Genomic DNA, 22,256 nt, shown 5'->3' on the forward strand with positions numbered 1-22,256 from the left:
CGGCCATTTCTCGCCCCATGAACCAGACTGACGACAACACGGACGGGCGCAATTCGGGCCGGCCGGTCGAGACTTTCGGCTGCCGCCTCAATGCCTATGAGTCCGAGGTCATCCGCGACCATCTCGTCCGCGCCGGGCGCGAGGATGTCGTCGTCATCAATACCTGTGCCGTCACGAAGGAAGCCGAACGCCAGGCGCGCCAGGCGATCCGCAAGGCCCGCCGCGCCAATCCGGCGGCCGAGATCGTGGTCACCGGCTGCGCCGCGCAAATCGATCCCGCCGCCTATGCCGAGATGGAGGAGGTCGACCGGGTGGTCGGCAACGAGGAGAAGCTGAAGGCCGAGACGTGGAACGCTCCGGGAGAGGCCAGGATCCTCGTCAACGACATCATGAGCGTGAAGGAGACGGCGTCGCATCTGGTCGCCGGTCTCGAGGGGCGCGCCCGGGCCTTCGTGCAGGTCCAGCAGGGCTGCGACCATCGCTGCACTTTCTGCATTATCCCCTTTGGCCGCGGCAACAGCCGCTCGGTGCCGATGGGCGAGATCGTGCGCCAGGTGCGCGAGCTGGTGGCGAACGGTTACCGCGAGATCGTGCTGACCGGGGTCGACATCACCTCCTACGGTGCCGACCTGCCGGGCAAGCCGGCGCTCGGGCAGATGGTGCGCCGGCTGCTGGCACTGGTTCCGGAACTGCCGCGTCTGCGCCTCTCCTCGATCGACGCGGTCGAGATCGACGACGACCTGCTGACGCTGGTCAGGGACGAACCGCGCCTGATGCCGCATCTCCATGTCAGCCTGCAGGCGGGCGACGACATGATCCTGAAGCGCATGAAGCGCCGACATAACCGTTCGGATATCATAACGTTCTGCCGCGAATTGCGGGCGGCGCGGCCGGACATCGCCTTCGGCGCCGACATCATCGCCGGCTTCCCGACGGAGAATGAGGAAATGTTCGAGAACAGCCTCGCGCTGGTCGAGGAATGCGGCCTCTCTTATCTCCATGTCTTCCCCTATTCCGCCCGTCCCGGCACCCCCGCGGCAAAGATGCCGCAGGTTCCGGGTCCGCTGCGCAAGGAACGGGCGGCAAAACTGCGCGCCGCGGGCGAGGCAAATCTCGCGCGCTTCCTCGGCGGCCTCACCGGCAGCCTGCAATCCGTGCTGGTCGAGAAACCGGATCTCGGACGGGCGGAAAACTTCGCGCCGGTCCGCCTTGAGGGCGGCACGCCCGGCGAGATCGTCCCTGTCCGGATCACCGGCAGCGACGGCACCCACCTTATTGGTCAGATCGAACGGAAATCCGCCGCATGAGCGAAGAGACGGCTGAAAGCGGAGAGCGTCGGGGCTGGTTCCGGCGCCTGAAAGACGGGCTTGCCAAATCCTCCGGCAAGCTGGTCGGCGGGATCTCCGGCGTCTTCACGAAGAAGCGTCTCGACGACGAGAGTCTGGAAGAGCTTGAAGAGGTGCTGATCACGGCCGATCTCGGGGTCGAGACCTCGGCCCGTCTGATCTCGAACCTCGCCAAGGAGAAGTTCGGCAAGGACGTGACGGACGAGGAGGTCCGCACCGCCTTCGCCGAGGATATCGCCGAAATCCTGACTCCGGTCGCAAAACCGCTCGAAGTCGCCACGGGCCGCAAGCCGCATATCGTCCTCATGGTCGGCGTGAACGGCAGCGGCAAGACCACCACGATCGGCAAGCTCGCCAAGCAGTTCAGGGACCGCGGCCTTTCGGTCATGATGGCCGCCGGCGACACCTTCCGCGCCGCCGCCATCGAGCAGCTCCAGGTCTGGGGCGAGCGCACGGGCACGCGTGTCATTGCGAAATCGCAAGGATCGGACGCGGCAGCACTGGCCTTCGACGCGATCGGCGAGGCGAAGGCCGCCGGGACCGACGTGCTGCTGATCGATACCGCCGGTCGGCTGCAGAACCGCGCCGAGCTGATGGACGAACTCGCCAAGGTGATCCGCGTGATCCGCAAGCAGGACGAGAGCGCACCGCACGATTGCGTACTCGTGCTGGACGGCACCGTCGGCCAGAACGCGCACAGCCAGGTGAAGGCCTTCAAGGAAATGGTCGAGGTCAGCGGTCTCGTGATCACCAAGCTCGACGGCAGCACGCGGGGCGGCGTCGTGGTGGCACTGGCGGACCAGCTCGGCCTGCCGGTCCACGCCGTCGGCGTCGGCGAGAGCGCGGAGGACCTGCAGCCCTTCGAGGCCAATCGTTTCGCCCGCGATCTGATGGGGCTGGACTAGCCCTCACACCCCCATCGGCATTTCCGAGCGCGGGGCGAACTCGTCCTGGCCCAGGGTCTCCCGATAATGCGCGAAGGCCCAGTGCACGCTCGGGAAGGCGATCTCGTCCCAGGGAATCTCGTCCCAGCTGAAAAGGCCGACATCCTGGCTTTCCGGCCCTGCGGAAATCTCGTCCGACAGCAGGCGGGCGCGGTAGATCATCTGCACCTGGCTGATCCTGGGAATGTTGTAGATTCCGAGCAGCGGGCCGATCTCGATCCGTGCCCGCGCCTCTTCCCAGGCCTCGCGGGCGGCGCCGTCCTGGGTCGACTCGCCCTCCTCCATGAAGCCGGCGGGCAGGGTCCAGTAACCGAGGCGCGGCGGGATCGCGCGCTTGCAGAGCAGGAACCGGTCCTCCCAGGTGACGACGGCGCCGACCACGATTTTCGGATTGACGTAGTTGATGAAGCCGCAATCGGTGCAGACCAGGCGCTCGCGCTCGTCGCCCTCCGGCACCAGTTTGGTCACCGGTCCTTTCAGATCCGATTGCTCGCCGGTCATGTCGCTCCCCGTCTCAGTCTTCTGGCAAGAAAACCCTAGCAGAGCAGGCGCCAAAAGAAAGCGCGGCCCTCAAGGGCCGCGCTCAAAATCCGGGGCGTTTCCCAAACTCAAACGAGGATATCGATCGCATCACCGCGTTCGCGCTGGGTCTCCCTGCGAGCCTGGTTCCGCAGCGCGGTCGCACGCTCGTTGTCGCCCTGCACTTCGCTGTTCTCGTCCGAACTGGCAACGGCGGCCGCGGTTAGCGGCTGGTTGTTCCGGTCACGCTCCTGCTCCACCGGCCGGGGGGCAACCAGGGTCGGAAGCGTGGCGTTCAGAGGAACTGTTACCGGTACTGCGGGTATCATTCACCGTCTCCTACACCGCCTAATATGGGTAAGAAACGGTAAATAGTCAATATTTCCCGGTTTTCCGCCGATTCGGGACTCGAGCCCTACGCGTCATCCATCAGAGCTGCGACTCCCGGAAGGGTCTTGCCCTCGAGCCATTCCAGGAAGGCCCCGCCGGCCGTCGAGACATAGCTGAAGCGTTCGGAAACCCCGGCATGGACCAGCGCCGCCACGGTATCGCCACCGCCGGCGACGCTGAGCAGCGCGCCCTGGTCGGTCAGCTCGGCCGCGGTTCTCGCAAGCGCGACGGTCGCCGCGTCGAATGGCGGAATCTCGAAAGCACCGAGCGGGCCGTTCCAGACCAGCGTCTCGCTGTCACGCAGGACCTCGGCGAAAGCCGCCACGCTCTCCGGTCCCGCATCGAGGATCATCTTGTCCCCAGGAACCTCGGATACAGGTACGACCAGCGACGGTGCGCCGGCCGCGAACTCACCGGCAACGACGCAATCCGTCTGCAGGCAGATCGTGCAGCCTTCCTGTTCCGCTTTCGCAATGATCTCGCGCGCGGTGTCCGCGAGATCGCGCTCGGCGAGCGACGCACCGACCTCGTGGCCCTGGGCGAAGAGGAAGGTATTGGCCATGCCGCCGCCGATGATCAGGTAGTCGACCCTTGGCAGCAGATTGCCGAGCAGCTCCAGCTTGGTCGAGACCTTGGCGCCGCCGACCACGGCCACGACCGGGCGCTCGGGCGATTCGAGCGCGTTTCCGAGCGCTTCCAGTTCCGCCTGCATCAAGAGGCCGGCATAGGCCGGCAGGTGGTGGGCGAGGCCCTCGGTCGAGGCATGGGCGCGGTGGGCGGTCGCGAAGGCGTCGTTCACATAGATGTCGCCGAGCTTTGCCAGCGCCTTCGTGAAGGCGGCGTCGTTCTTTTCCTCGCCCTTGTGGAAGCGAAGGTTCTCGAGGACCAGCACATCGCCGCCGGCCATCGCCGCGACCGCTTGCTCGGCCGCCGCGCCGATACAATCCTCCGCGAAGGAGACCGGCACGCCGCCCAGCGCGTCCGAAAGCGGCTGGGCGACCGGCGCCAGGGACATGTCCGCCACCCTTTCGCCCTTCGGCCGGCCGAAATGGGACAGCACCACGACCTTCGCGCCCTTCCGGCGCAGCGCGAGAATGGTCGGGACCGCGCGCTCGATGCGCGTCGCGTCGGTCACCTTGCCGTCCTTCATCGGAACGTTCAGATCCACGCGCAGCAGAACCGTGCGGCCGTTGGCATCGAGGGCATCGAGGGTGCGATAGGCTGACATGATTCTTACTCCCCGCGGATTTCCGGCGCTTTCAAACACAGACGGAGCGGCGTTTCAAGCGCCCTCATGACCGTCGGCACCTACTTGTAGGGATCCGCAGCGTCGCGCAGCCCGTCGCCGAAGAAATTGAAGGCAAGAACGACCAGGATGACCGGCACCACCGGCGTCATGATCCAGGGATAGAGCTCGACCGCGTTGATGTTCTGCGCCTCGGTCAGGAGCACGCCCCAGGAGGTGATCGGCGGCCGCAGGCCGAGCCCGAGGAAGCTGAGCGCGGTCTCGCCGAGGATCATCGAGGGGATCGAAAGCGTCGCCGAGGCGATCAGATGGCTCATGAAGCTCGGCAGCAGATGGCGCCCGATGATCCGTGTCGGTTTCGCGCCCATGAGCTGGGCGGCGACGGCGAAATCCTCCTCGCGCAGTGCCAGCAGCTTCGAGCGCACCGCCCGCGCGAGGCCGGTCCAGTCCAGCAGGCCGAGGATGATGGTGATGCCGAAATAGATCAGGATCGGGCTCCAGGTCACCGGCAGGGCGGCAGAGAGCGCCATCCAGAGCGGCAGTTCCGGGAAGGAGCGGATGACCTCGATAACCCGCTGCGTCAGGCTGTCCACCCAGCCGCCGTAATATCCGGCCATGCCACCGATCACGATGCCGAGCACGAAACTGACCGCGATCCCGATCAGGCCGACCGTGAGGGAGATCCGGGTGCCGTAGACGATACGCGAGAACATGTCGCGCCCGAGGCGATCGGTGCCGAGCAGGAAGAGCGTGCCTCCCTCCGCCGGGCAGACCAGATGGAAATCCATCTCCACCATGCCCCAGAACGCGTAGGGGTCGCCGCTGCAGAAGAAGCGCAGTTTCTCGACTTTTTCCGGATTGGCGGTGTATTCGCGCTTCAGGTTGCGCATGTTCAGCGTGTAGTCGAGCCCGTAGACGAAGGGGCCGACGAAACTGCCCTCGTGGAACAGCTGCACCCGCTGCGGCGGCGCATAGATGGAGTCGGTGTGGCGCGTCGCCAGCGCATAGGGTGCGATCATCTCGCTGATGATGGTCGAGAGATAGAGCAGGATGAGGAACAGGCCGGAAATGACCGCGACGCGGTGGCGCTTCAGCTTCCACCACATCATCTGCCACTGGGACGCCATGTAGTAGCGTTCCTGCTCCGGCGTCAGAACCGTGTCGGTATCCGGATCAAACGGCTCCCGGTTGACGTAATGGTCGGTGCGCGGGCCCTCGCCCGAGGAAATACTCATCGGCTGGCACCTCCGCCGAGCCGGATCCTAGGATCGAGCACCGCCAGCAGCAGATCGGAGATGAACATGCCGATCACCGTCAGGAGCGCGAGGAACATCAGGAAGGAGCCCGCGAGGTACATGTCCTGGCTCTGCAGCGCGCCGATCAGCATCGGGCCGGTGGTCGGCAGCGACAGCACCATGGAGACCACGGCGGAGCCGGAAATGACCTGCGGCAGCATGTTGCCGATATCGGCGATGAACGGGTTGAGCGACATCCGGAGCGGATACTTCATCAGCGCGCGGAACGGCGGCAAACCCTTGGCGCGGGCGGTGATGACATACTGCTTCTGCAGCTCGTCCAGGAGGTTGGCGCGCAGCCGCCGGATCATCGCCGCCGTGCCGGAGGTGCCGATGACGACCACCGGCACCCAGAGATGCTCAAGCACCGACAGCACCTTTGCCGTGCTCCAGGGCTGGTCGAGATACTGCGGATCCATCAGCCCCCCGATCGAGGTCCCGAACCAGATATTGGCGAGATAGAGCAGGATCAGCGCGAGCAGGAAGTTCGGCGTCGCCAGGCCGATGAAGCCGATGAAGGTCAGCCCGTAATCGGTGATGCTGTACTGGTTGCAGGCCGAATAGATGCCGATCGGAAAGGCGACCGCCCAGATGAAGAGGATGGTCGCGAAATTCAGCACGAAGGTCAGGAAGACGCGATCGCCGACCACGTCCGCCACGGGGAGCTGGTATTCGAAGGAATAGCCGTAGTCGCCCTGCAACAGGCCGGTCGCCCAGAGGAAATACTGCTCGTACATCGGCCGGTCGAGACCGTATTGCGCCCGGAGCGCCTCGATCTTCGACTGGTCGACATTCTCGCCCTGGCTCTGCATCTCGTTGATCATCGTGGTCAGATAATCGCCGGGCGGCAGCTGAATGATGATGAAGGTGATTATGCTGATCGCGATCAGGGTCGGGATCATGATCAGGATGCGGCGGATCAGGTAGGTCAGCACGTCTTCTCTCCCCTAATCCGCGCTCGCGCTCTTGGCCGGCGGTTCGCCGTACCAGAAGGTATCCGGCAGATAAACGCCGAAATGGGCGCCCGGATCCCAGTTGTAGATCGCTTTCTTCGGCACGTTCCGCAGGTTGGAATGGACCACGACCGGCTGCAGCACGCCCGAGACCAGCCCGATCGAGAATACCTGGTCGGCGTTGATCTCGAGGATTTCCTTCCAGGCGGCGCGCTTCGCCTCGCGGTTCGGGGCGTCGCGCCAGGCAAAATAGAGATCCCTCAGCCGTTTCGCCGGCGCCAGGTCGATTTCCTCGCCGGCCTGTCCACCGGTTTCGATGTACTGGCCCCATTGCGGCCATTGCAGCTGCTGCTGGCTGAAGGGCACGAAATCCGCCGGACTTGTATGGGCGGTCGCGAGACCGTTCTCGGCGCCGGACCAGACGGACACCAGGGTCTGCCCGGCAAAGATCCGGTTGCGGAAAACGTTGCGCTGGGACGGGCGCGTGAAGAGCTTTATCCCCGCCTCGAGCCAGGAATCATGGATCAGCGACAGGATGTCGGTCTGCTTGGTGCTCTCCCCCGCAGTCTCGACGATCAATTCGAGCGGCCGCCCGTCAGGCATCCGCCGGATACCGTCCTCGCCGCGCGGCAGGCCGATCTCGTCCAGCAGCCGGTTGGCCTGCTCCAGGTCGAACTCGGCCCAGCGGGTCAGGTAGTCCTTCTCAAAGAGCGGCGAATCCGGCAGGACCGTGTTGTTGCCCTCGTAGGCCAGGCCGTAATAGATCACCTGATTGATCTCGTAGCGGTTGATCGCGAGCGACAGCGCGCGGCGGAAGCGCACGTCCCGGAACAGCCGTCGCCAGCCGGGGTCTTCCGCATTGAGATTCGGGAACAGCGCCATGTGCGAGCCCTTGGCGGTGCGCCAGAGCCGGGTGTCGAACGGGAAGCGGTCCTCGGCTTCCTTCAGAAACGTGTAGTCGTCGAAGGAGAGATAGCGCGCCTGCAGGTCGGCGTCGCCGGCACCCACCTTGGCCGGGATCAGCCCCGGACTGGCGATATTGAAGATCACCTGATCGATATAGGGCAACTGCCGTCCCTGCGGATCGGCCCGGTGGAAATAGGCATTGCGCTCGAAGCGGAAGCGGGTCGCGGTCGCGTTGCCGGTCACCCGCCAGGGCTGCAGAACAGGAAGCTCCGGATTGTCCATCCGGTAGAGATTGTCCATCTTGTTGTGCAGCGCTGCCCAGTTCCGCTGGTGCGCGTTCTCCACCCGCTTCGCCAGTTCGTCCGGGTCGGCATAGGCGGCATGCATCGGCTTCAGGTAATGCGCCGGGCGGTAGAGATAGAGCGGGCTGGCCTTCGCCAGCGCGGGCAGGAAATCCGGGTTCGGTTTTGACCAGCTGTAGCGCACCGTCCGTTCGTCCAGCACCTGGAACAGCGGCGGTTCCCCGTCCACCAGCAAGATATTCGGCGGACCGGCCGGCGAGAGCTCCTCGTTGTTGGCGACATCCTCCCAGAAATAGCGGAAATCCTCCGCCGTAAAGGGATGACCGTCGGACCAGCGATGATCCTCGCGCAAGGTGAAGGTGAAGACCTTCTCGTCCTCGACCTCAAACCGCTCGAGAATGTCGGGAAAGAGCTCGAAATCGCCCGGACGATAGCAGACAAGCCGGGCATATCCGTAGACCGTCATCTGCCGGGTGTCCTTGCTGCGGGACATCAGCATCCGCAGCGTGCCGCCATAGCGTCCCGGTTTCTGCCCCCGGCTCTCGAGATCGACGATCATCGGCCTTTTCGGCATGCGCTCATGCATCGGCGGCAGGACGCCGCTCGCCACCTGCGCTTCCAGTGACGGGATCTCCTCGGCGGACGCGCCGGTAGCGCTCAGCGCCAGCGCGACAGCCGCGATCAGGCGCCGGAGGAGCGTCACGATGCCAACCTCAGGGTCAGGGCGGACTCGTCTGCGCGGACGAAATGTCCGCCGCCGAGATCGATCAGGCGCGGATGGGTCTGCTCGCTCACCGTGAAGGGCGCCGGCCATTCGGAAGGGACCGAGCAGCGCCTGTCCATTACGGATTCGAAATCAAGCGGGTTGTCGAGGCTCGGATCCGGAACCGCGTGCAGCAGCGCCTTGGTATAGGGATGCACCGGATTGCGGAACAGTTCCTCGCGCGGCGCCAGCTCGACCAGGCGTCCGGCGCACATCACCGCGATCCGGTCGGCGATATAATCCACCACCGCAAGGTTGTGCGAAATGAAGAGGTAGGTGAGGTTGAGCTGTTCCTGAAGATCCTTGAGCAGGTTAAGCACCTGCGCCTGGATCGACACGTCGAGCGCGGAGACCGGCTCGTCGCAGATCAGTATCCGCGGCTTCAGGGCGAGGGCGCGGGCAATGCCGATGCGCTGGCGCTGGCCGCCGGAGAAACTGTGCGGATAGCGGTTCAGGTGCCGCGCATCGAGCCCGACCAGCTTCATCAGCTCCGACACCATCTCGCGCCGGTAGGCATCGTCGCCGATGCCGTGGATCACCAGCGGTTCGCTGACGATATCGAACACCGTCATCCGGGGATTGAGCGAACTGAACGGGTCCTGGAAGACGAACTGCAGTTTCTGGCGGAAGCCGGTCAGATCGTCGTCCGACAGTCCGAGCACGTCGATCTCGCCATCCTGATCGCAATAGGTGACCGACCCCTGATCGGGGGTGAGCGCCCGCATGATGGTCTTGCTGAGCGTGGTCTTGCCGCACCCGGACTCGCCAACCAGACCGAGGCATTCTCCGGGCCGCACCTCGAAGCTCACATCGTCCAGCGCGTAGACCCTGGATTCCTTGTTCGAAAGCCAGGCCCCCTTGCGGATGGTAAAAGATTTCGAAAGGTTATCGACCTTGAGGATCGGCTGTTGCGCAGGCACCTTCTTTTCCTCGCCCGTCGGGGCCAGAAGGTGGCCGGTTTCGCTCTTGATCTCGCGGATCGGCACCAGCCGTTCGCCCGGTTCCATGTTGAAGCGCGGCACCGCCGCCATCAGCGCCTTCAGGTAGGGATGCTGCGGATTGCGGTAGAGTTCGTCGCGCGTGCCGCTTTCCATGATCCGGCCGCGATACATCACGACGACGTCGTCGGCCATGTTGGCCACGACCCCCAGATCGTGGGTGATCATCAGCACCGCCATGCCGAGTTCGGCCTGCAGGTCCTTCATCAGCTTCAGGATCTGCGCCTGAATCGTGACGTCGAGCGCGGTCGTCGGCTCGTCGGCGATGAGCAGCGCCGGACGGCAGATCAGCGCCATCGAGATCATCGCCCGCTGGCGGAGGCCGCCCGAAAGCTCGAACGGATAGGTCCGCATGGCACGTGCCGGATCCGGGAAGCCGACCATGCGGAGCATATCCTCGGTCAGCTCGTTGGCCTCACGGCCCGAGACGCTGCGATGCAGCTCGAGCGCTTCGCGGATCTGGTTGCCCACCGTGTGCAGCGGGGAGAGCGAGGTCATCGGCTCCTGGAAGATCAGCGAGATCCGTCCGCCGCGGATCTGGCGCATCTCGCGGCTGTTGCGCTTCAGGCGGGCGATGTCGGTGATTGTGCCCCTGGCACGGTCGTCGGCGAAGAGAATTGAGCCGCCGCGGATCTCCGCGATCCGGGGCAGCAACCCCATGATGGCCTGGCTGACCACGCTCTTGCCGGAACCCGACTCGCCGACGAGAGCAACCGTTGCGCCGGCACGGACCTGGAAGGAAACCTTGTTCACGGCAAGCAGCTCGCCGCCCGGCAGGTCGAATGCAACCTGCAGATCCCTGACCCGCAGGAGCGGCGTCAGCTGGTCTACCATGCCATCATCTCCCCGTTACCGCCGGCGTCCTAACGATCTAACGATCCCCCACGGCAATCCCCGTTGATACCCCAGCGGCCGTCAGATTCTCCGTTGTCGTCTGGTTGAGAGCGACGCCGTTCCGACCAGCGGCGGCAGCGGCATGCTCAAGCACCCTATCGAAACCGTCAAGTGTCGATTCAATGCTGATTTTCGCGCCGTCGCCGCCCTTTAGGACCAGATGCATCCAGCCTTTCGCCTTGTCTTTCTGGGTCGAATAATAGCGCAGCTCCATCTCCGCCAGATCGGGCCAGGCGATGGTCTTGCCGAAGGGGCCGAGCGCACGGATACCCTCGTCGGCGACCTCGATCCGGGTCTGGGCGCGCAACCAGGTTTTCAGCAGAAAACCGGCAAACACCAGAGAGATGAGGGCAAAGATGATCTGAAAGGTGCCCAGCATCGGGGCGAATACCACCGGAAAGGCGGTGACCGCGAAGCCGAGACCACCGCGCAGATAGTCTGCAACGAGGGCGTTTTTCTGATAGGCGTGCAGACTCATCCGTCGTCCTTCATGAGAAAAAACAGTCGCTAGGCGCGCAAAGGCGAACCGCTTCGTGGGCGGCCAGTTCCGACGCCAGAATGCCGAGCGCATGCCAGTCCTCCTCCACCATTATCAGATGATGGGTCAAGAGTCCGCACGGCTCCTCCGCATCCGCGACGCCCGACCGGACCGCCGCGAGATGTCGGACAATCGCCGCCCGCGCCGCTCCGATACCGATAAAGCGACGGGTACCACGCCAATCGATAACGTCAATATGTGTGTTCACACATTTCAGGCCAGGAACCGGCTCGGCCGCGCGGCGCGGCCCGAAGGTCGACAGGACATCGAAACCGCATGCCGGGAGGCCCGCCGCCAGGCCCGGCGCAATTCGATTCCAGGGCGGAACGAAACCGGCGAGGCAGTTCCGGTCGAATGCGGCTTTCAGACGATGAAGGCCGTCCGCCGCGTCCCGGCACATGTCCCCCATCGTCCGGGTGGACGGGAACTCGGATTTTTTTTCGCCGGGCCCGGCGTGATTGCGGTGTGCAAGCCCATGAACGAGCAACTCTGCGCCGGTCTTCTCCAGCCGCGCCGCGAGCCCGTCCGCATCCATGCCCTCGGGCACGACCGCGAGGCCCGGCATCCAGCCGGTCGCGTCGGCGAGCGCGAGCAACGGCTCGAGGTCCGGCCCCGGGCGCTGCAGGTCGTCGTCCCGCCACCAGACATCGAGAGTCCGTCCGGCCTCCGCCGCAGCGTCGAGCGCGCGCCGCAGATCGGCGGCCTGGACGGCGCCGTCGCTCATGACTGCTCCAGCAGGTCGGTCAAGATCCGCGCGGTTCCGGCGGCGCCGCCGAGATCGACACCGGCAACACCCTTGTCGCGCGCCGCCACGGCCCGCTCCATCGCGGCGGCAAGTGTGTCCCGTGCCAATGCATCTTCCGGTACCACCGCGAGGCGGCCGCGCCGCGCCAGAAGATCGGCGCGCACGCGCTGCTCGGTCTCGACGCCGCCTACAAACGGAATCACGACGGAGGCGGTTCCGGCGGTCAGGATTTCCGCGAGCGTGTTGTAGCCGGCCTGGGAGATTGATAGATATGCGCGCGAAATGAGCGCGGCGAGATCCGGCCGGCTGCGTTCCACGATGACTCCCGGCCCGGCCTCGCGTTCGATGTCGCGCGCGGCATCCTCCGGCATGTGCGGACCGGTCACGAAGCGCCAGGTGCGGTCGGCAAAGGGCAGTTCCGGTCTCAGCCGGGCGAGCGCGCGCATGAAGTTGCCGCCGACAGCGCCGCCTCCGGCGGAGACGACGATCTCGCCGGCGCCGTCGCCCTGCCCGCTCCCGCTGTCGATCGGGTTCAGGACGTAGCCGGTATAGCGGACCGGCGGCGTCAGATCGCCATACATCGGAAAGGTGTCGGCAAGGCTGATGACGCGCTCGTCGCCGTGGACCAGGACCAGATCATAGTAGCGGCCGGCAGTCTCGACGATTTCCCTGTTGCGGTCCGGCCGCGGCTTGGTGACCAATATATCGCGCATCGAGGATACGATCTTAGGTCGCCAGGGCGCGTCCTTCGCGAGATCCAGCAGCGGCAGCAGCTCGAAGCGCATCTGCCGGCGGCCGAAGGGAAACAGCTCGGTGAAGAGGATTGCCGGGCGGGTTTCCTCGAACAGCGCCAACAGCCGGTCCCGGCGCGCCGCCTTCCAGGCATCGTCGATCTCTTGCCCGTTCTCGTCCTCAAGCACTTTGAAGAGACTGTCCGCAGCGCGGACCGGCGGCAACTGGTGTAACGTCGCCGCGCCGATATCGAGGTCCGGCACCGGCATGCCGCCGGAGACGAAATGCACCTCGAATCCGGCTTCTGCGGCAGCCCGTGCCACCGCGGCCGCGCGCCGCAGATGGCCGATCCCGAGCAAATTCTGGACATAGAGGAACAGCGACTTCGACCGGGGTTCCGTCATGGCAGCAGGCTCACATTCATGGCATCGGGCTCGAGCGTCCCGTCGGCGTCGAGACGGACCACATGCAGCGCCGACCAGTCAAGGCGGACCGGCGGTTTTCCCGTCATGTCCCAGCCGAAGGCAAGCGCGAGCGCGGCACGGATCACGCCCTTATGGGTCACGAGCAGGCAGCTTTGCGGGCGGGGCCGGAGCCGGTTCAGTCGATCGAACAAGGCGGCCATCCGGGCCTGCACCTCGCGTGGGCTCTCGCCCCCGGGCGGACGGAAATCGAGCCCGCGCGCCTCGTTCAGCTCCATTTCCTTGCCGAAACGCTCTCGCAGATCCGGGAGTCGTTGTCCTTCCCACGCCCCCCAGTCCATCTCGATGAGCAGCGGTTCCTCGGCGGCATCCGCAACGCCGGCGAGCTCCGCCGTTTCCCGCGCCCGGCCAAGCGGCGAGACGAATGCGGGGACGCCGAGAAACGCGTCCGGAAGGCGGTATCCGGCAGCTTTCGCGCGGCCGCCAGCGGAGAGCGGAATGTCGGCATGGCCCTGCAGGCGCCTGTCCTCATTCCATTCCGTCGGGCCGTGCCTCAGGAAGCCGATTCTCACGATACCGCGCTCCCGCGCCGTTCAAGCTTTCTGAGTGCCGTATCGAGCCGGGCGGCCGCGGATTCGAGACTGTGCCACCGATTGGCCTGCGCCCGGGCAGCCGCCCCCATGCGGCTGACCTGCTCCGGGTCGCGGAGCAGCCGGTCGAGATTGGCGGCGAACCCGGCCGTGTCGCCTTCGGGCGAAAGCAGGCCGGTATCTCCGTCGGTCACGATGTCCGGCACGCCGCCCGCATCCCCTGCGACCACCGGCAGGCCTGCCGCCTGCGCTTCCAGCAGCGCCATGCCGTAGGCTTCGTTGATCGCGGGCCAGACCAGGATATCCGCGCCGAGATAGAGCGCCGTCAGGCGCTCTGGCCCGATCGCACCGAGGAACCGGACCCGGCCGCCAAGGCCCCGGAAAGCTTGCTCGACCTCGGCGCGCGCGGGCCCGTCTCCGGCGATCGCGAGCGCCCAGCGCCGCTCCGTCGAAATCATGGAGAGAGCGCCGGCCAGAAGCTTGTAGGACGCCGTCTTCGCCCCCGGTCGCATCATCCCAACCGCCAGAAGCACGGGATCCCGCTCCGCGACTCCGAGTTCTGACCGGAGTGCCGAGCCGGCCGGTCGCGGCGGATAAGGCAGACCGTCGACGAACGGTTTCAGGTCGAGATAGGCACTGTCCGGTTTCAGAACCGGCTGCAGGCAGGTCTTGTCCCGGCTGTTGAAGCCGACAACGAGGTCGGCGCGGCCGAGGGCGTCGACCACCCGGCGGTGCGAGTCGGCCCAGGGACCGCCCGCCCGCTTCGGCGCATTCGAGGCTTCCGCCACGACATAGGGAATGCCGAGCCGCTCGGCGACACGGGGGCCGATATGGTCCGGAGCCTTGTAATAGAGGTGATAGGTAAACCAGAGCTCCGGAGCCGCGATCTTTCCGCTTTCGCAACAAGCGCAGAAGCGGTCGGCATGGCGCCTGCCGCGCGCTGCGATCCTTGCCTGCTGTCCCGGATCGCCCGCGCCATCACGACTGCGCAGGCGCGAGGCGAGGCAGACCTCGTGCCCTCCGGCCCTGAGCGCCGCCATCAGCAAACGAGCCATCCGGCGGTCGCCGGACGGGGTCGGCGCGTCGGGCGCCTTCAACGGCGCATAGAAGGCAATCCTCACGCCGCCGCGTCCGTCCCGGTCCCGGCACTTGCCGGAGCAAGGCCGAGCAGTCCGGCGAGGACGGAGATTGCGGAACGGTGGTCGAACCGGTCCCGCACCCGCTCCTCCCCCGCGGCCGCAAGCCGGGCGCGGCGTGCCGGATCTCGGATCAGCTCTTCGAGCGCCGCCGTCAGCGCATCTCCGTCGTCCGGCGGCACCAGGTCTCCCGTCACCCCGCTCTCGATCAGTTCCGGGATTGCGGCGACAGCGGTCGCAAGGCAGCAGAGACGCTGACTTTGCGCTTCCATCAGGACGTTCGGCAGACCGTCCCGATCGCCATCTTCGGCGACCCGGCTCGGCAAAATGAAGAGATCGGACGCACGATAGGCCTCGATCACCGCACTCTGCGCCGCCGGTCCGCGCCAGGTGACGCGATCGTCGAGGCCGAGCCGTGCGGCCTGGTCCTTGAGGGCCTTCAGCTCCTTGCCGCCGCCGATATGCGTCCAGTGCCAGAGAAGCCCGTCAGGCAGGCCCGCGAGCGCCTCCAGAAGACGGTCGAAGCCTTTCTTCGGCACGGCGCGGCCGACGGAGAGCAGCTGCACCGGCACTGCGGAACCGTCGCCTCCAGGCGGCTTCGGAGCGACGGGCGCAAAACTCGCGAGATCGAGACCGTGATAGACCAGCCGCGTCCGGCCCGGCACCAAGGACTCGAGATGTTCATGGCCATAGCGGGTGCAGGTCACCGCCCAGGCCGCATCCTGCAGTTTCTCCCGCTTCTCCCATGTCGGACTGAGCCAGATATCCTTGGCATGCGCCGAGGCCGACCAGCTGCGCCCGGTCATCAGCGCGGCGTAGCGCGCGACCGAGGCGGGCGTGTGGAGGAAATGCGCATAGATGTGCCGGTAACGGGGCTCGAGTTCGGCGGCGAGGACGAGCGCCTGGCCGAAACGGCGTCCCCGGTTGGGTGTCGGGTCGCGCCGGAGATCCTTCAGCCAGAGCCGGAAGACGGCATCGTATCCGGGCAGCCGGCGCACCTGCCACCAGGCCTTCAGAACCCGGAGCGGCTGCCGATAGAGGTATTCCGGCAGGTAGTTGACCGCCGACACGATCTGCTCGTGGACCGGATGGGCCGCCTTGTCTGTCGGGTGCCGCAGGGAGACGATCGTGTAATCCAGCCCGCGCCGCTGCAGCTCCAGGATTTCCTGGGCGATGAAAGTTTCCGAAAGACGCGGATACCCTTTCAGCACGATTGCCGTCGGAACGCTGGAAGTTGGTTCTGTCATACCGTCTCGCATGCTCTTGGGACCGAGGTCCGACCGGCGTCGGGCCGTTTACGCCTCGCGGCGCAGCATCGAGATGTTGCCTCTGGGATGCTCATAGAGCCATCGATGGGTGAGACTGTTTACCTCGTCAAGACCGTCCAGAAGCGACGCGGCCATGATCTCGGACGGGCGCGGCTGGCTAGGCAGGCGCCGGAGTGCATCCGCCATGACATCGGGATCGCGGCTGCCGTCATCGACCAGCATCGCCGTCATGCCCAGTTCCTCGGCGCGCGAGGCCCGGATGAACTGCTCCAGCCTCGGTTCGGTCCTCGGCACGATCAAGCCCCGTTTATCGAAGGAAAGGATCTCGCAGAAAGTATTGTAGCCGCCCATCGCGACGATCCCTGCGGCACGGGCCATCATGCTCTCGATCCGTGCGTCGAAGGTGATCGCCTCGACCCGGTCCAGTTCGGCGGCCCGTTCCATGAAGTCGTTCTGCAGCTCCGCCGGCATGAAGGGGCCCAGCACCAGCATGGCGCGATATGGCAGCGCGCTGTCCGCCTCGTAGGCCTTCAGCACCCAGTCCATCAGGCCGTCGCCGTCGCCGCCGCCGCCGGCGGTGACCAGGATGAAGGGGTCCTCGAGATCGGTGGTCGGTATCGGATGCGTGTGAGTCGGGACCTTGCGTTTCAGATAGCCCGTATATTTGGTCTTGGCATGTACCGAATCCGGCATCGGCATGCCGGAATAGGGATCGCAGACCGACTGAAGGCCATAGACCCAGATCTCGTCATAGACGTCGCGCAGCGCCTCGACCGCGTTCTTGCGCTCCCATTCCGGCAGCAGCTTTTCCGGCTCGTCCATGACATCCCGGAGCCCGAGCACAAGCGGCGTGCCGCGCTCTTTCAACATTTCCAGCGTCGGCCGCACCTCGCCGCGCAGTCCCCAGGGTTCCTTGTCGACGATGAACATGTCCGGATCGAAGGCGTCCGCCGTGTGCTTGATGATCGAGGACCGGAGGTTGAGCGTTTCCTCGATATCGAGATGCAGATTGAGCGAGGTGTAGTCGCCGTTGCGCAGTTTGATGACACCCGGAATGCGTACGAAGTCGACCCGCGTGCGGAAATCGAAGCTGCCGATGATCGGCGATCCCGAGAGGATCAGCACCGTCAGATCCGACTGCTGCTCGACGAGCGAATGCGCGATTGCCCGGCACCGGCGCAAATGGCCGAGCCCCAACGTGTCGTGACTGTACATCAGGACACGCTTCTGGCCGCGCTTGTTGATAGCGTACGTCATACGCCCGTCCACGTTGTTTTCGGCCGTGCATAAAAGATGGAAAGCCCTGCTGAACCCGCAGGTTCGGCCCCCACTCAGTCCCCATTGCAATGCACTATGCCACAGCACACGGTGCGGCAAAACCAGTTTGGCCCGCGGTACATTTACCTACCGGTACCGTTCGGTTACTGTTCTGCGCGCAAACGGTTTTTGCCAACCTCGCCAACCGGCACGGGCTGACACTCCGCATGGAACCCACGATTTTCCGGTTCATCTTCCGGTACAGCAAGAAAGAGCAGATCTTTCTCCTCGTGCTGACCGGTCTGTCTTTCCCGTTTCTCTATTATTCGCTGGACCTGCCGAAAACCATCATCAACGAGGCGATCGGCGGTGAAGACTTCCCGCAGGAAATCCTCGGATATCAGTTCGACCAGATTCCGTATCTCTTGCTGCTGAGCGGGATCTTCCTCGCGCTTGTCTGCGTCAATGGCGGGTTCAAGTACTATATCAACGTCTATCGCGGCCAGCTTGGCGAACGCATGCTGCGGCGCCTGCGCTACGACCTCTACGCCCGCGTCCTGCGCTTCCCGCTGCCGCATTTTCGCAAGGTCAGCCAAGGCGAGGTGATCCCGATGATCACCGCGGAGGTGGAACCGCTCGGCGGTTTCGTCGGCGATGCCATTTCGCTTCCCGCATTCCAGGGCGGCACCCTGCTGACCATTCTTGTCTTCATGTTCGTTCAGGATCCGATCCTCGGAACCGCCGCGATCGCCCTCTATCCGATGCAGGGTTACATCATTCCGAAACTGCAGAGGCGGGTGAACGCGCTCGGCAAGGACCGGGTGAAAGCGGTTCGCAAGCTCTCTGACCGGATCGGCGAAAGCATCTCCGGAGTCGAGGAAATCCATGCGAACGACGCCTCCCGCTTCGCCCTGGCCAGTTTCACCACCCGGCTCGGCGAGATCTATACGATCCGGTTCGAGATCTACCGCCGGAAGTTCTTCATCAAGTTCCTAAACAACTTCATCGGCCAGCTGACGCCGTTCTTCTTCTACTCGATCGGCGGCGTGCTGGTGATCAAGGGCGACCTGACCTTCGGCGCCCTGGTCGCGATCCTCGCCGCCTACAAGGACCTGTCCGCCCCCTGGAAGGAATTGCTGACCTACTACCAGCGGAAGGAAGATTCCCGGATCAAGTACGAACAGGTGATCGAGCAGTTCGATCCGGCCGGCAGCCTGACCGAGGCGCAACAGATCGAGGAACCGGACACGCCGGTATCGCTCGACGGACCCGTCGCGCTCAGGAATGTCGGGCTGACCGACGATGACGGCGAAATCCTGCTGGACGGCATCTCCGTCGAGATCGCGAAAGGCGAGCATATCGCGATCACCGGTCCCGGCGCCGGCGGCAAGGACCTGTTCGCCATGGTGGTCGCGCGGTTGATCCTGCCGACCTCCGGCAGCATCACCATCAACGGAGTGGACATCGCCCCGCTGCCGGAATCCGTCACCGGTCGGCGGATCGGCTATGTCGGACCGGGCGCCTTCGTCTTCTCCAGCACGATCCGGGAAAATCTCCTGATGGGCGCGCGACACCATCCCTCCGGTGATCCGGACCCGGACTCCTTCCCCGATTCGCCGCGTCAGCGCGCTGACGCCGAAGCGGCGGGCAATTCCCTCGACCCGGTTTCCGCCAACTGGATCGATTACGGGTCAATCGGTGTCGACGAAGCCGCCCTCAAGGACCGGATCGCCGAACTGCTGAAAGTGGTCGGGCTCGAGGACGAGGTCTACGCCTTCGGCCTGCGCGGCTCGCTGAGCGCAGAGAGCCGGGAGGAAGTCGGCGACCGTATTCTCGGCGCCCGAACCCGGTTGCGCGCCCGCCTGGAGGAACTCGGTCTCGCCCACCTCGTCGAACCCTTCGACGAGGACAAGTTCAACAGCAATGCGAGCGTGGCGGAGAACCTGCTCTTCGGGACGCCTGTCGGCGACGATTTCGCGCTCGACCGTCTCGCCTCGGACCCGTATGTCAGGTCCGTGCTCGACAAGGTCGGGCTAACGGACGATTTCGTGCATATCGGCCGGGACGTCGCGTCCACCATGGTCGAGCTGTTCAAGGATCTGCCACCGGATCACGAGTTCTTCGCGCAGTACTCCTTCATTTCCGCCGATGATCTGCCGGAGTTCCAGCTCCTGCTGCAGCGCGCCGACCGTGTGGGCCTCGACGGGATGGGGGCGGAAGACAAGAGCCGCTTCCTCGATCTGCCGTTCAAGCTGATCCCCGCGCGCCATCGTCTCGGAAACATCCCGGACGAACTGCAGACCCGGATTCTCGAGGCGCGCAAGGTGTTCCGCGAAGAACTGCCGGCCGACCGGCAGGACGCGCTCGAATTCTTCTCGGTCGACCGGTTCAACCTTGCCGCCTCGGTGCAGGACAATATTCTCTTCGGGAAAATCGCCTACGGTCAGGCCGACGCCGGAAACCAGGTCGGCAAGGTGCTGGCCGAAGTCATCGAATCGGAAGGCCTGAGGGCCATCGTGACAGAGGTCGGCCTCGACGCGGAAGCAGGCATCGCCGGATCGCGGCTGACCGCCCCGCAGCGCCAGAAAATCGCGATCGCGCGCATCCTGTTGAGGCGCCCGGACGTCATCGTCCTGAACGAGGCCATCGCCGCCCTCGATTCCGGCATGCAGGGTCCGACCCTCGCCAGAATCTGCACGGAAGCGGCCGATCGCACCGTGATTTTCGTCGCCCACCGGGCACGCCTCGCGCAGCCGTTCGGCCGGATACTGGTGATGCGCGCCGGCCGCGTGATCGAAGACGGCACGTTTGATAGTCTTAACCAGGAAGGCACCATGTTCCGGGGACTGCTGGATGAGGATTAGGCCAGCGCCCGAAACCCGAGGAATGCACCCATGAGCCTGAACGAAGAAGTCGAGCTGCTGAAAAACATCCCGCTCTTCGCCAAGATCGAACCGTCGAAGCTGAAGCTGCTTGCCTTCACTTCCGAGCGGCTGAACTACGCAGACGGTCAGGTATTGTTCAATCAGGGCGATTCCGGCGATGCCGCCTACATCATCATCGACGGCACGGCATCCGTCCTGATCGACACCGACGACGGCAAGATCGAGGTGGCGCAGCTCACCAAGGGCGATGTGGTCGGCGAGATCGCCATACTTTGCGACGTGCCCCGGACCGCGACGGTCCAGGCGAAACAGTCGCTGACGACACTTAAGATCGCCAAGGAGGCCTTCTTCCGTCTCGTCACGGATTTCCCGCAGATTGCGGTGGAAATCATGCGCGAACTGGCTGCCCGGCTGGAGCAGACCAATATGCGCCTGCGTGCCGCGCTGTCCGACAAGGACGGGTGAGCCTCGATCGTGAGCCGTCTCGACAGTGCCATCCGCCGTCTCCAGGCGCAGAAACTCAGCCTCGAATGGGCCGTCTCGGCCACAGAAAACCGTTCCGGAAACGCAATAGAACTCGGACTCGGCAATGGCCGGACCTTCGATCATCTGCGTTCGCTGATGCCGGACCGCCCGTTCTACGTATTCGACCGGCAGATTGCCGCCCATCCGGACTGCATTCCGGCGCGCGACAGGATCTTCCTCGGCGATTTCCGCGAAACCCTGGTCCAGGCACGGGAGCGGCTCGGACCCACCGTCCTGCTTGCGCATCTCGATATCGGCACAGGCGAGAAACAGGCGAGTATCGCGCTCGCGGCGGAAATCGCCCCCCTGGTCGACGCCCTTCTGGCAGACGGCGCAGTGGTGGTGAGCGACCAGCCGGTGGATCTGCCGCGCTGGCAAGCCGCCGCCCTCCCCGAGGGAATCAGTCCGGGACGGATCCATCTCTACCGAATTGCCCCGGTCTGACGCTTGAACCGGCGGCCGTCCGGCAGCATGTCATGCAGGTCGTTTCAGTACCTATGGGGAAGCACTCTTGGATTCACTGACCCAGGCCGTCCTCGGCGCCACCGTCGCCGTCGCCGTCGCCGGACCGAAGACCGGTCCGCGCAAGGCCGCCCTCGCGGGCGCCGTTCTCGGCACGCTTCCCGATCTCGATGTCCTTTACAAGCACGGCGATCCGGTCAGCGATTTCGTCCTGCACCGGGGCTGGAGTCATTCCCTTCTGGTCCACGCGGCGCTGACCCCGCTGATCGGCGAGGGGCTGATGCGGCTCTTCAAGGGTCTCAGGCAAGAACGCGCTGCGGCGTACTTCACGGTCTTTCTTTGCCTCGCGACCCACGCCCTGATCGACGCGATGACGGTTTACGGAACGCGCCTGCTCTGGCCGCTGGTCGACACGCCTTTCGGGGTCGGCTCGATCTTCATCATCGATCCGCTCTACACGCTGCCGCTGCTCGCGGCGACTCTCTGGGCCCTGGCGGTACCGGGGCGGAGCGAGCAGATCGGACGGGCGACGACCGGGGCGCTAGCGCTCTCGACGCTCTATCTCGGCTGGTCGCTCGCGGCCCAGCAGATCGCCGACGGCAAGGCGCGGGACGCCCTGGCGGCGGCAGGCATCGAAGCCGAACAGCTGCTGGCAACCCCCATGCCCTTCAACACCCTGCTCTGGCGGACGATCGCGCTGGACGGACCGGTCTATTACAATATCTACCAGCCGGTATTCGGCGATCGGAACAGCGCACGCATCCATGCCCATCCGCGCCTGGCGCCGGACGGGCCCTGCCTCGATGCGCTTCCCCATGCCGCGACCGTCGCCGCGTTCTCGAAGGGCTATTACCGGACGGTCAGGGACGAGGAAGGCCTCCGGATCGCCGATCTTCGGATGGGCATCACCCCGAGTTTCGTGTTCGACTTCCGGATCGCCGCCCCGGACGGGGAGACCTGGAAGGAGATACCGCCGGAACGCGTCCGCGTGGCGCGCTCGGCCGACGGAGACGTCGACTGGTTGCTCGCCGCGATGCTTGGCGACAACCGCGTCCGCCCGGCCGAGGCCGCGAGCCTGGTCGATCCCGGGCGAAAGATGCTCGCCGCCCTGCCCGTTGCGGCGAGTTGTGGATAATTGTC

The 22,256-nt window shown here is 65.1% G+C and carries 20 protein-coding genes; 6 read left to right on the top strand and 14 right to left on the bottom strand.

The features are described 5' to 3' along the window. The first annotated feature begins 17 nt into the window (after positions 1-17). The gene (gene mtaB, locus ACOOE1_RS14205; RefSeq protein ID WP_420402855.1) at positions 18-1,307 is read left to right on the top strand and encodes a tRNA (N(6)-L-threonylcarbamoyladenosine(37)-C(2))-methylthiotransferase MtaB; all 1,290 of its coding nucleotides are present in this window, start codon (positions 18-20) and stop codon (positions 1,305-1,307) included. After that, positions 1,304-2,251 (top strand): signal recognition particle-docking protein FtsY, encoded by a 948-nt coding sequence (gene ftsY, locus ACOOE1_RS14210; protein WP_420402856.1) that lies wholly within the window; start codon positions 1,304-1,306, stop codon positions 2,249-2,251. Before mtaB ends, ftsY begins: the two co-directional genes overlap by 4 nt. A 3-nt stretch (positions 2,252-2,254) precedes the next feature. Here the strand turns inward: ftsY and ACOOE1_RS14215 are convergent, their stop codons facing one another. The 14 genes from ACOOE1_RS14215 to ACOOE1_RS14280 form a co-directional block, all read right to left on the bottom strand. Beyond that, positions 2,255-2,791, bottom strand: coding sequence for an NUDIX hydrolase (locus tag ACOOE1_RS14215; protein ID WP_420402857.1), 537 nt, complete (start codon positions 2,789-2,791; stop codon positions 2,255-2,257). A 107-nt stretch (positions 2,792-2,898) separates the two neighbouring features. After that, the gene (locus tag ACOOE1_RS14220) at positions 2,899-3,138 is read right to left on the bottom strand and encodes a hypothetical protein (RefSeq protein WP_420402858.1); all 240 of its coding nucleotides are present in this window, start codon (positions 3,136-3,138) and stop codon (positions 2,899-2,901) included. An 86-nt stretch (positions 3,139-3,224) separates the two neighbouring features. Further along, the gene (locus ACOOE1_RS14225) at positions 3,225-4,427 is read right to left on the bottom strand and encodes a phosphoglycerate kinase (protein WP_420402859.1); all 1,203 of its coding nucleotides are present in this window, start codon (positions 4,425-4,427) and stop codon (positions 3,225-3,227) included. Positions 4,428-4,507: 80 nt separating this feature from the next. Continuing rightward, on the bottom strand, positions 4,508-5,680 hold the full coding sequence (locus tag ACOOE1_RS14230; RefSeq protein ID WP_420402860.1) for an ABC transporter permease: 1,173 nt from the start codon (positions 5,678-5,680) through the stop codon (positions 4,508-4,510). Further along, entirely contained in the window at positions 5,677-6,675 is a 999-nt protein-coding gene (locus tag ACOOE1_RS14235) for an ABC transporter permease (protein ID WP_420402861.1), read from the bottom strand. The genes ACOOE1_RS14230 and ACOOE1_RS14235 overlap by 4 nt, the downstream gene beginning before the upstream one ends. A 12-nt stretch (positions 6,676-6,687) precedes the next feature. Further along, on the bottom strand, positions 6,688-8,604 hold the full coding sequence (locus ACOOE1_RS14240) for an ABC transporter substrate-binding protein (protein WP_420402862.1): 1,917 nt from the start codon (positions 8,602-8,604) through the stop codon (positions 6,688-6,690). Beyond that, on the bottom strand, positions 8,601-10,496 hold the full coding sequence (locus ACOOE1_RS14245; protein WP_420402863.1) for a dipeptide ABC transporter ATP-binding protein: 1,896 nt from the start codon (positions 10,494-10,496) through the stop codon (positions 8,601-8,603). Before ACOOE1_RS14245 ends, ACOOE1_RS14240 begins: the two co-directional genes overlap by 4 nt. Before the next feature lie 37 nt (positions 10,497-10,533). Further along, positions 10,534-11,034: a hypothetical protein gene (locus ACOOE1_RS14250; protein ID WP_420402864.1), complete on the bottom strand. Its 501-nt coding sequence runs from the start codon at positions 11,032-11,034 to the stop codon at positions 10,534-10,536. 10 nt (positions 11,035-11,044) lie between these two features. Continuing rightward, on the bottom strand, positions 11,045-11,818 hold the full coding sequence (locus ACOOE1_RS14255; RefSeq protein WP_420402865.1) for a polysaccharide deacetylase family protein: 774 nt from the start codon (positions 11,816-11,818) through the stop codon (positions 11,045-11,047). After that, positions 11,815-12,975: a glycosyltransferase family protein gene (locus tag ACOOE1_RS14260; protein ID WP_420402866.1), complete on the bottom strand. Its 1,161-nt coding sequence runs from the start codon at positions 12,973-12,975 to the stop codon at positions 11,815-11,817. Before ACOOE1_RS14260 ends, ACOOE1_RS14255 begins: the two co-directional genes overlap by 4 nt. Beyond that, entirely contained in the window at positions 12,972-13,565 is a 594-nt protein-coding gene (locus ACOOE1_RS14265) for a histidine phosphatase family protein (protein WP_420402867.1), read from the bottom strand. Before ACOOE1_RS14265 ends, ACOOE1_RS14260 begins: the two co-directional genes overlap by 4 nt. Continuing rightward, the gene (locus tag ACOOE1_RS14270; protein WP_420402868.1) at positions 13,562-14,704 is read right to left on the bottom strand and encodes a glycosyltransferase family 4 protein; all 1,143 of its coding nucleotides are present in this window, start codon (positions 14,702-14,704) and stop codon (positions 13,562-13,564) included. The genes ACOOE1_RS14265 and ACOOE1_RS14270 overlap by 4 nt, the downstream gene beginning before the upstream one ends. Continuing rightward, the gene (locus ACOOE1_RS14275; protein WP_420402869.1) at positions 14,701-15,966 is read right to left on the bottom strand and encodes a glycosyltransferase family 4 protein; all 1,266 of its coding nucleotides are present in this window, start codon (positions 15,964-15,966) and stop codon (positions 14,701-14,703) included. The genes ACOOE1_RS14270 and ACOOE1_RS14275 overlap by 4 nt, the downstream gene beginning before the upstream one ends. Before the next feature lie 48 nt (positions 15,967-16,014). Beyond that, a complete protein-coding gene (locus ACOOE1_RS14280) occupies positions 16,015-17,244 on the bottom strand; it encodes a glycosyltransferase family protein (protein ID WP_420402870.1) in 1,230 nt (409 codons plus the stop codon). 227 nt (positions 17,245-17,471) lie between these two features. Between ACOOE1_RS14280 and ACOOE1_RS14285 the strand changes: the two genes are divergently transcribed. From ACOOE1_RS14285 to ACOOE1_RS14300, 4 genes are all read left to right on the top strand, one after another. Beyond that, positions 17,472-20,108 (top strand): ABC transporter transmembrane domain-containing protein, encoded by a 2,637-nt coding sequence (locus ACOOE1_RS14285; RefSeq protein ID WP_420402871.1) that lies wholly within the window; start codon positions 17,472-17,474, stop codon positions 20,106-20,108. Positions 20,109-20,138: 30 nt separating this feature from the next. Further along, on the top strand, positions 20,139-20,594 hold the full coding sequence (locus ACOOE1_RS14290) for a cyclic nucleotide-binding domain-containing protein (RefSeq protein WP_420402872.1): 456 nt from the start codon (positions 20,139-20,141) through the stop codon (positions 20,592-20,594). 9 nt (positions 20,595-20,603) lie between these two features. Beyond that, positions 20,604-21,098 carry a class I SAM-dependent methyltransferase gene (locus ACOOE1_RS14295; protein WP_420402873.1) on the top strand — a complete coding sequence of 165 codons (495 nt, stop codon included), beginning with the start codon at positions 20,604-20,606 and terminating at the stop codon, positions 21,096-21,098. Between the two features lie 67 nt (positions 21,099-21,165). Continuing rightward, positions 21,166-22,251 (top strand): metal-dependent hydrolase, encoded by a 1,086-nt coding sequence (locus tag ACOOE1_RS14300; RefSeq protein WP_420402874.1) that lies wholly within the window; start codon positions 21,166-21,168, stop codon positions 22,249-22,251. Positions 22,252-22,256 lie beyond the last annotated feature (5 nt).

It is taken from the genome of Nisaea sp. (assembly GCF_965216895.1).
Classification (GTDB): Bacteria; Pseudomonadota; Alphaproteobacteria; order Thalassobaculales; family Thalassobaculaceae; genus Nisaea.

What these genes read in the sequence shown, in the direction of transcription:
- ACOOE1_RS14255 (WP_420402865.1), bottom strand. Translation starts at nt 11,818, where the DNA reads ATGAGCGACGGCGCCGTCCAGGCCGCCGATCTGCGGCGCGCGCTCGAC.
- ACOOE1_RS14250 (WP_420402864.1), bottom strand. Translation starts at nt 11,034, where the DNA reads ATGAGTCTGCACGCCTATCAGAAAAACGCCCTCGTTGCAGACTATCTG.
- ACOOE1_RS14260 (WP_420402866.1), bottom strand. Translation starts at nt 12,975, where the DNA reads ATGACGGAACCCCGGTCGAAGTCGCTGTTCCTCTATGTCCAGAATTTG.
- mtaB (WP_420402855.1), top strand. Translation starts at nt 18, where the DNA reads ATGAACCAGACTGACGACAACACGGACGGGCGCAATTCGGGCCGGCCG.
- ACOOE1_RS14220 (WP_420402858.1), bottom strand. Translation starts at nt 3,138, where the DNA reads ATGATACCCGCAGTACCGGTAACAGTTCCTCTGAACGCCACGCTTCCG.
- ACOOE1_RS14230 (WP_420402860.1), bottom strand. Translation starts at nt 5,680, where the DNA reads ATGAGTATTTCCTCGGGCGAGGGCCCGCGCACCGACCATTACGTCAAC.
- ftsY (WP_420402856.1), top strand. Translation starts at nt 1,304, where the DNA reads ATGAGCGAAGAGACGGCTGAAAGCGGAGAGCGTCGGGGCTGGTTCCGG.
- ACOOE1_RS14285 (WP_420402871.1), top strand. Translation starts at nt 17,472, where the DNA reads ATGGAACCCACGATTTTCCGGTTCATCTTCCGGTACAGCAAGAAAGAG.
- ACOOE1_RS14245 (WP_420402863.1), bottom strand. Translation starts at nt 10,496, where the DNA reads ATGGTAGACCAGCTGACGCCGCTCCTGCGGGTCAGGGATCTGCAGGTT.
- ACOOE1_RS14215 (WP_420402857.1), bottom strand. Translation starts at nt 2,791, where the DNA reads ATGACCGGCGAGCAATCGGATCTGAAAGGACCGGTGACCAAACTGGTG.
- ACOOE1_RS14290 (WP_420402872.1), top strand. Translation starts at nt 20,139, where the DNA reads ATGAGCCTGAACGAAGAAGTCGAGCTGCTGAAAAACATCCCGCTCTTC.
- ACOOE1_RS14225 (WP_420402859.1), bottom strand. Translation starts at nt 4,427, where the DNA reads ATGTCAGCCTATCGCACCCTCGATGCCCTCGATGCCAACGGCCGCACG.
- ACOOE1_RS14275 (WP_420402869.1), bottom strand. Translation starts at nt 15,966, where the DNA reads ATGACAGAACCAACTTCCAGCGTTCCGACGGCAATCGTGCTGAAAGGG.
- ACOOE1_RS14280 (WP_420402870.1), bottom strand. Translation starts at nt 17,244, where the DNA reads ATGACGTACGCTATCAACAAGCGCGGCCAGAAGCGTGTCCTGATGTAC.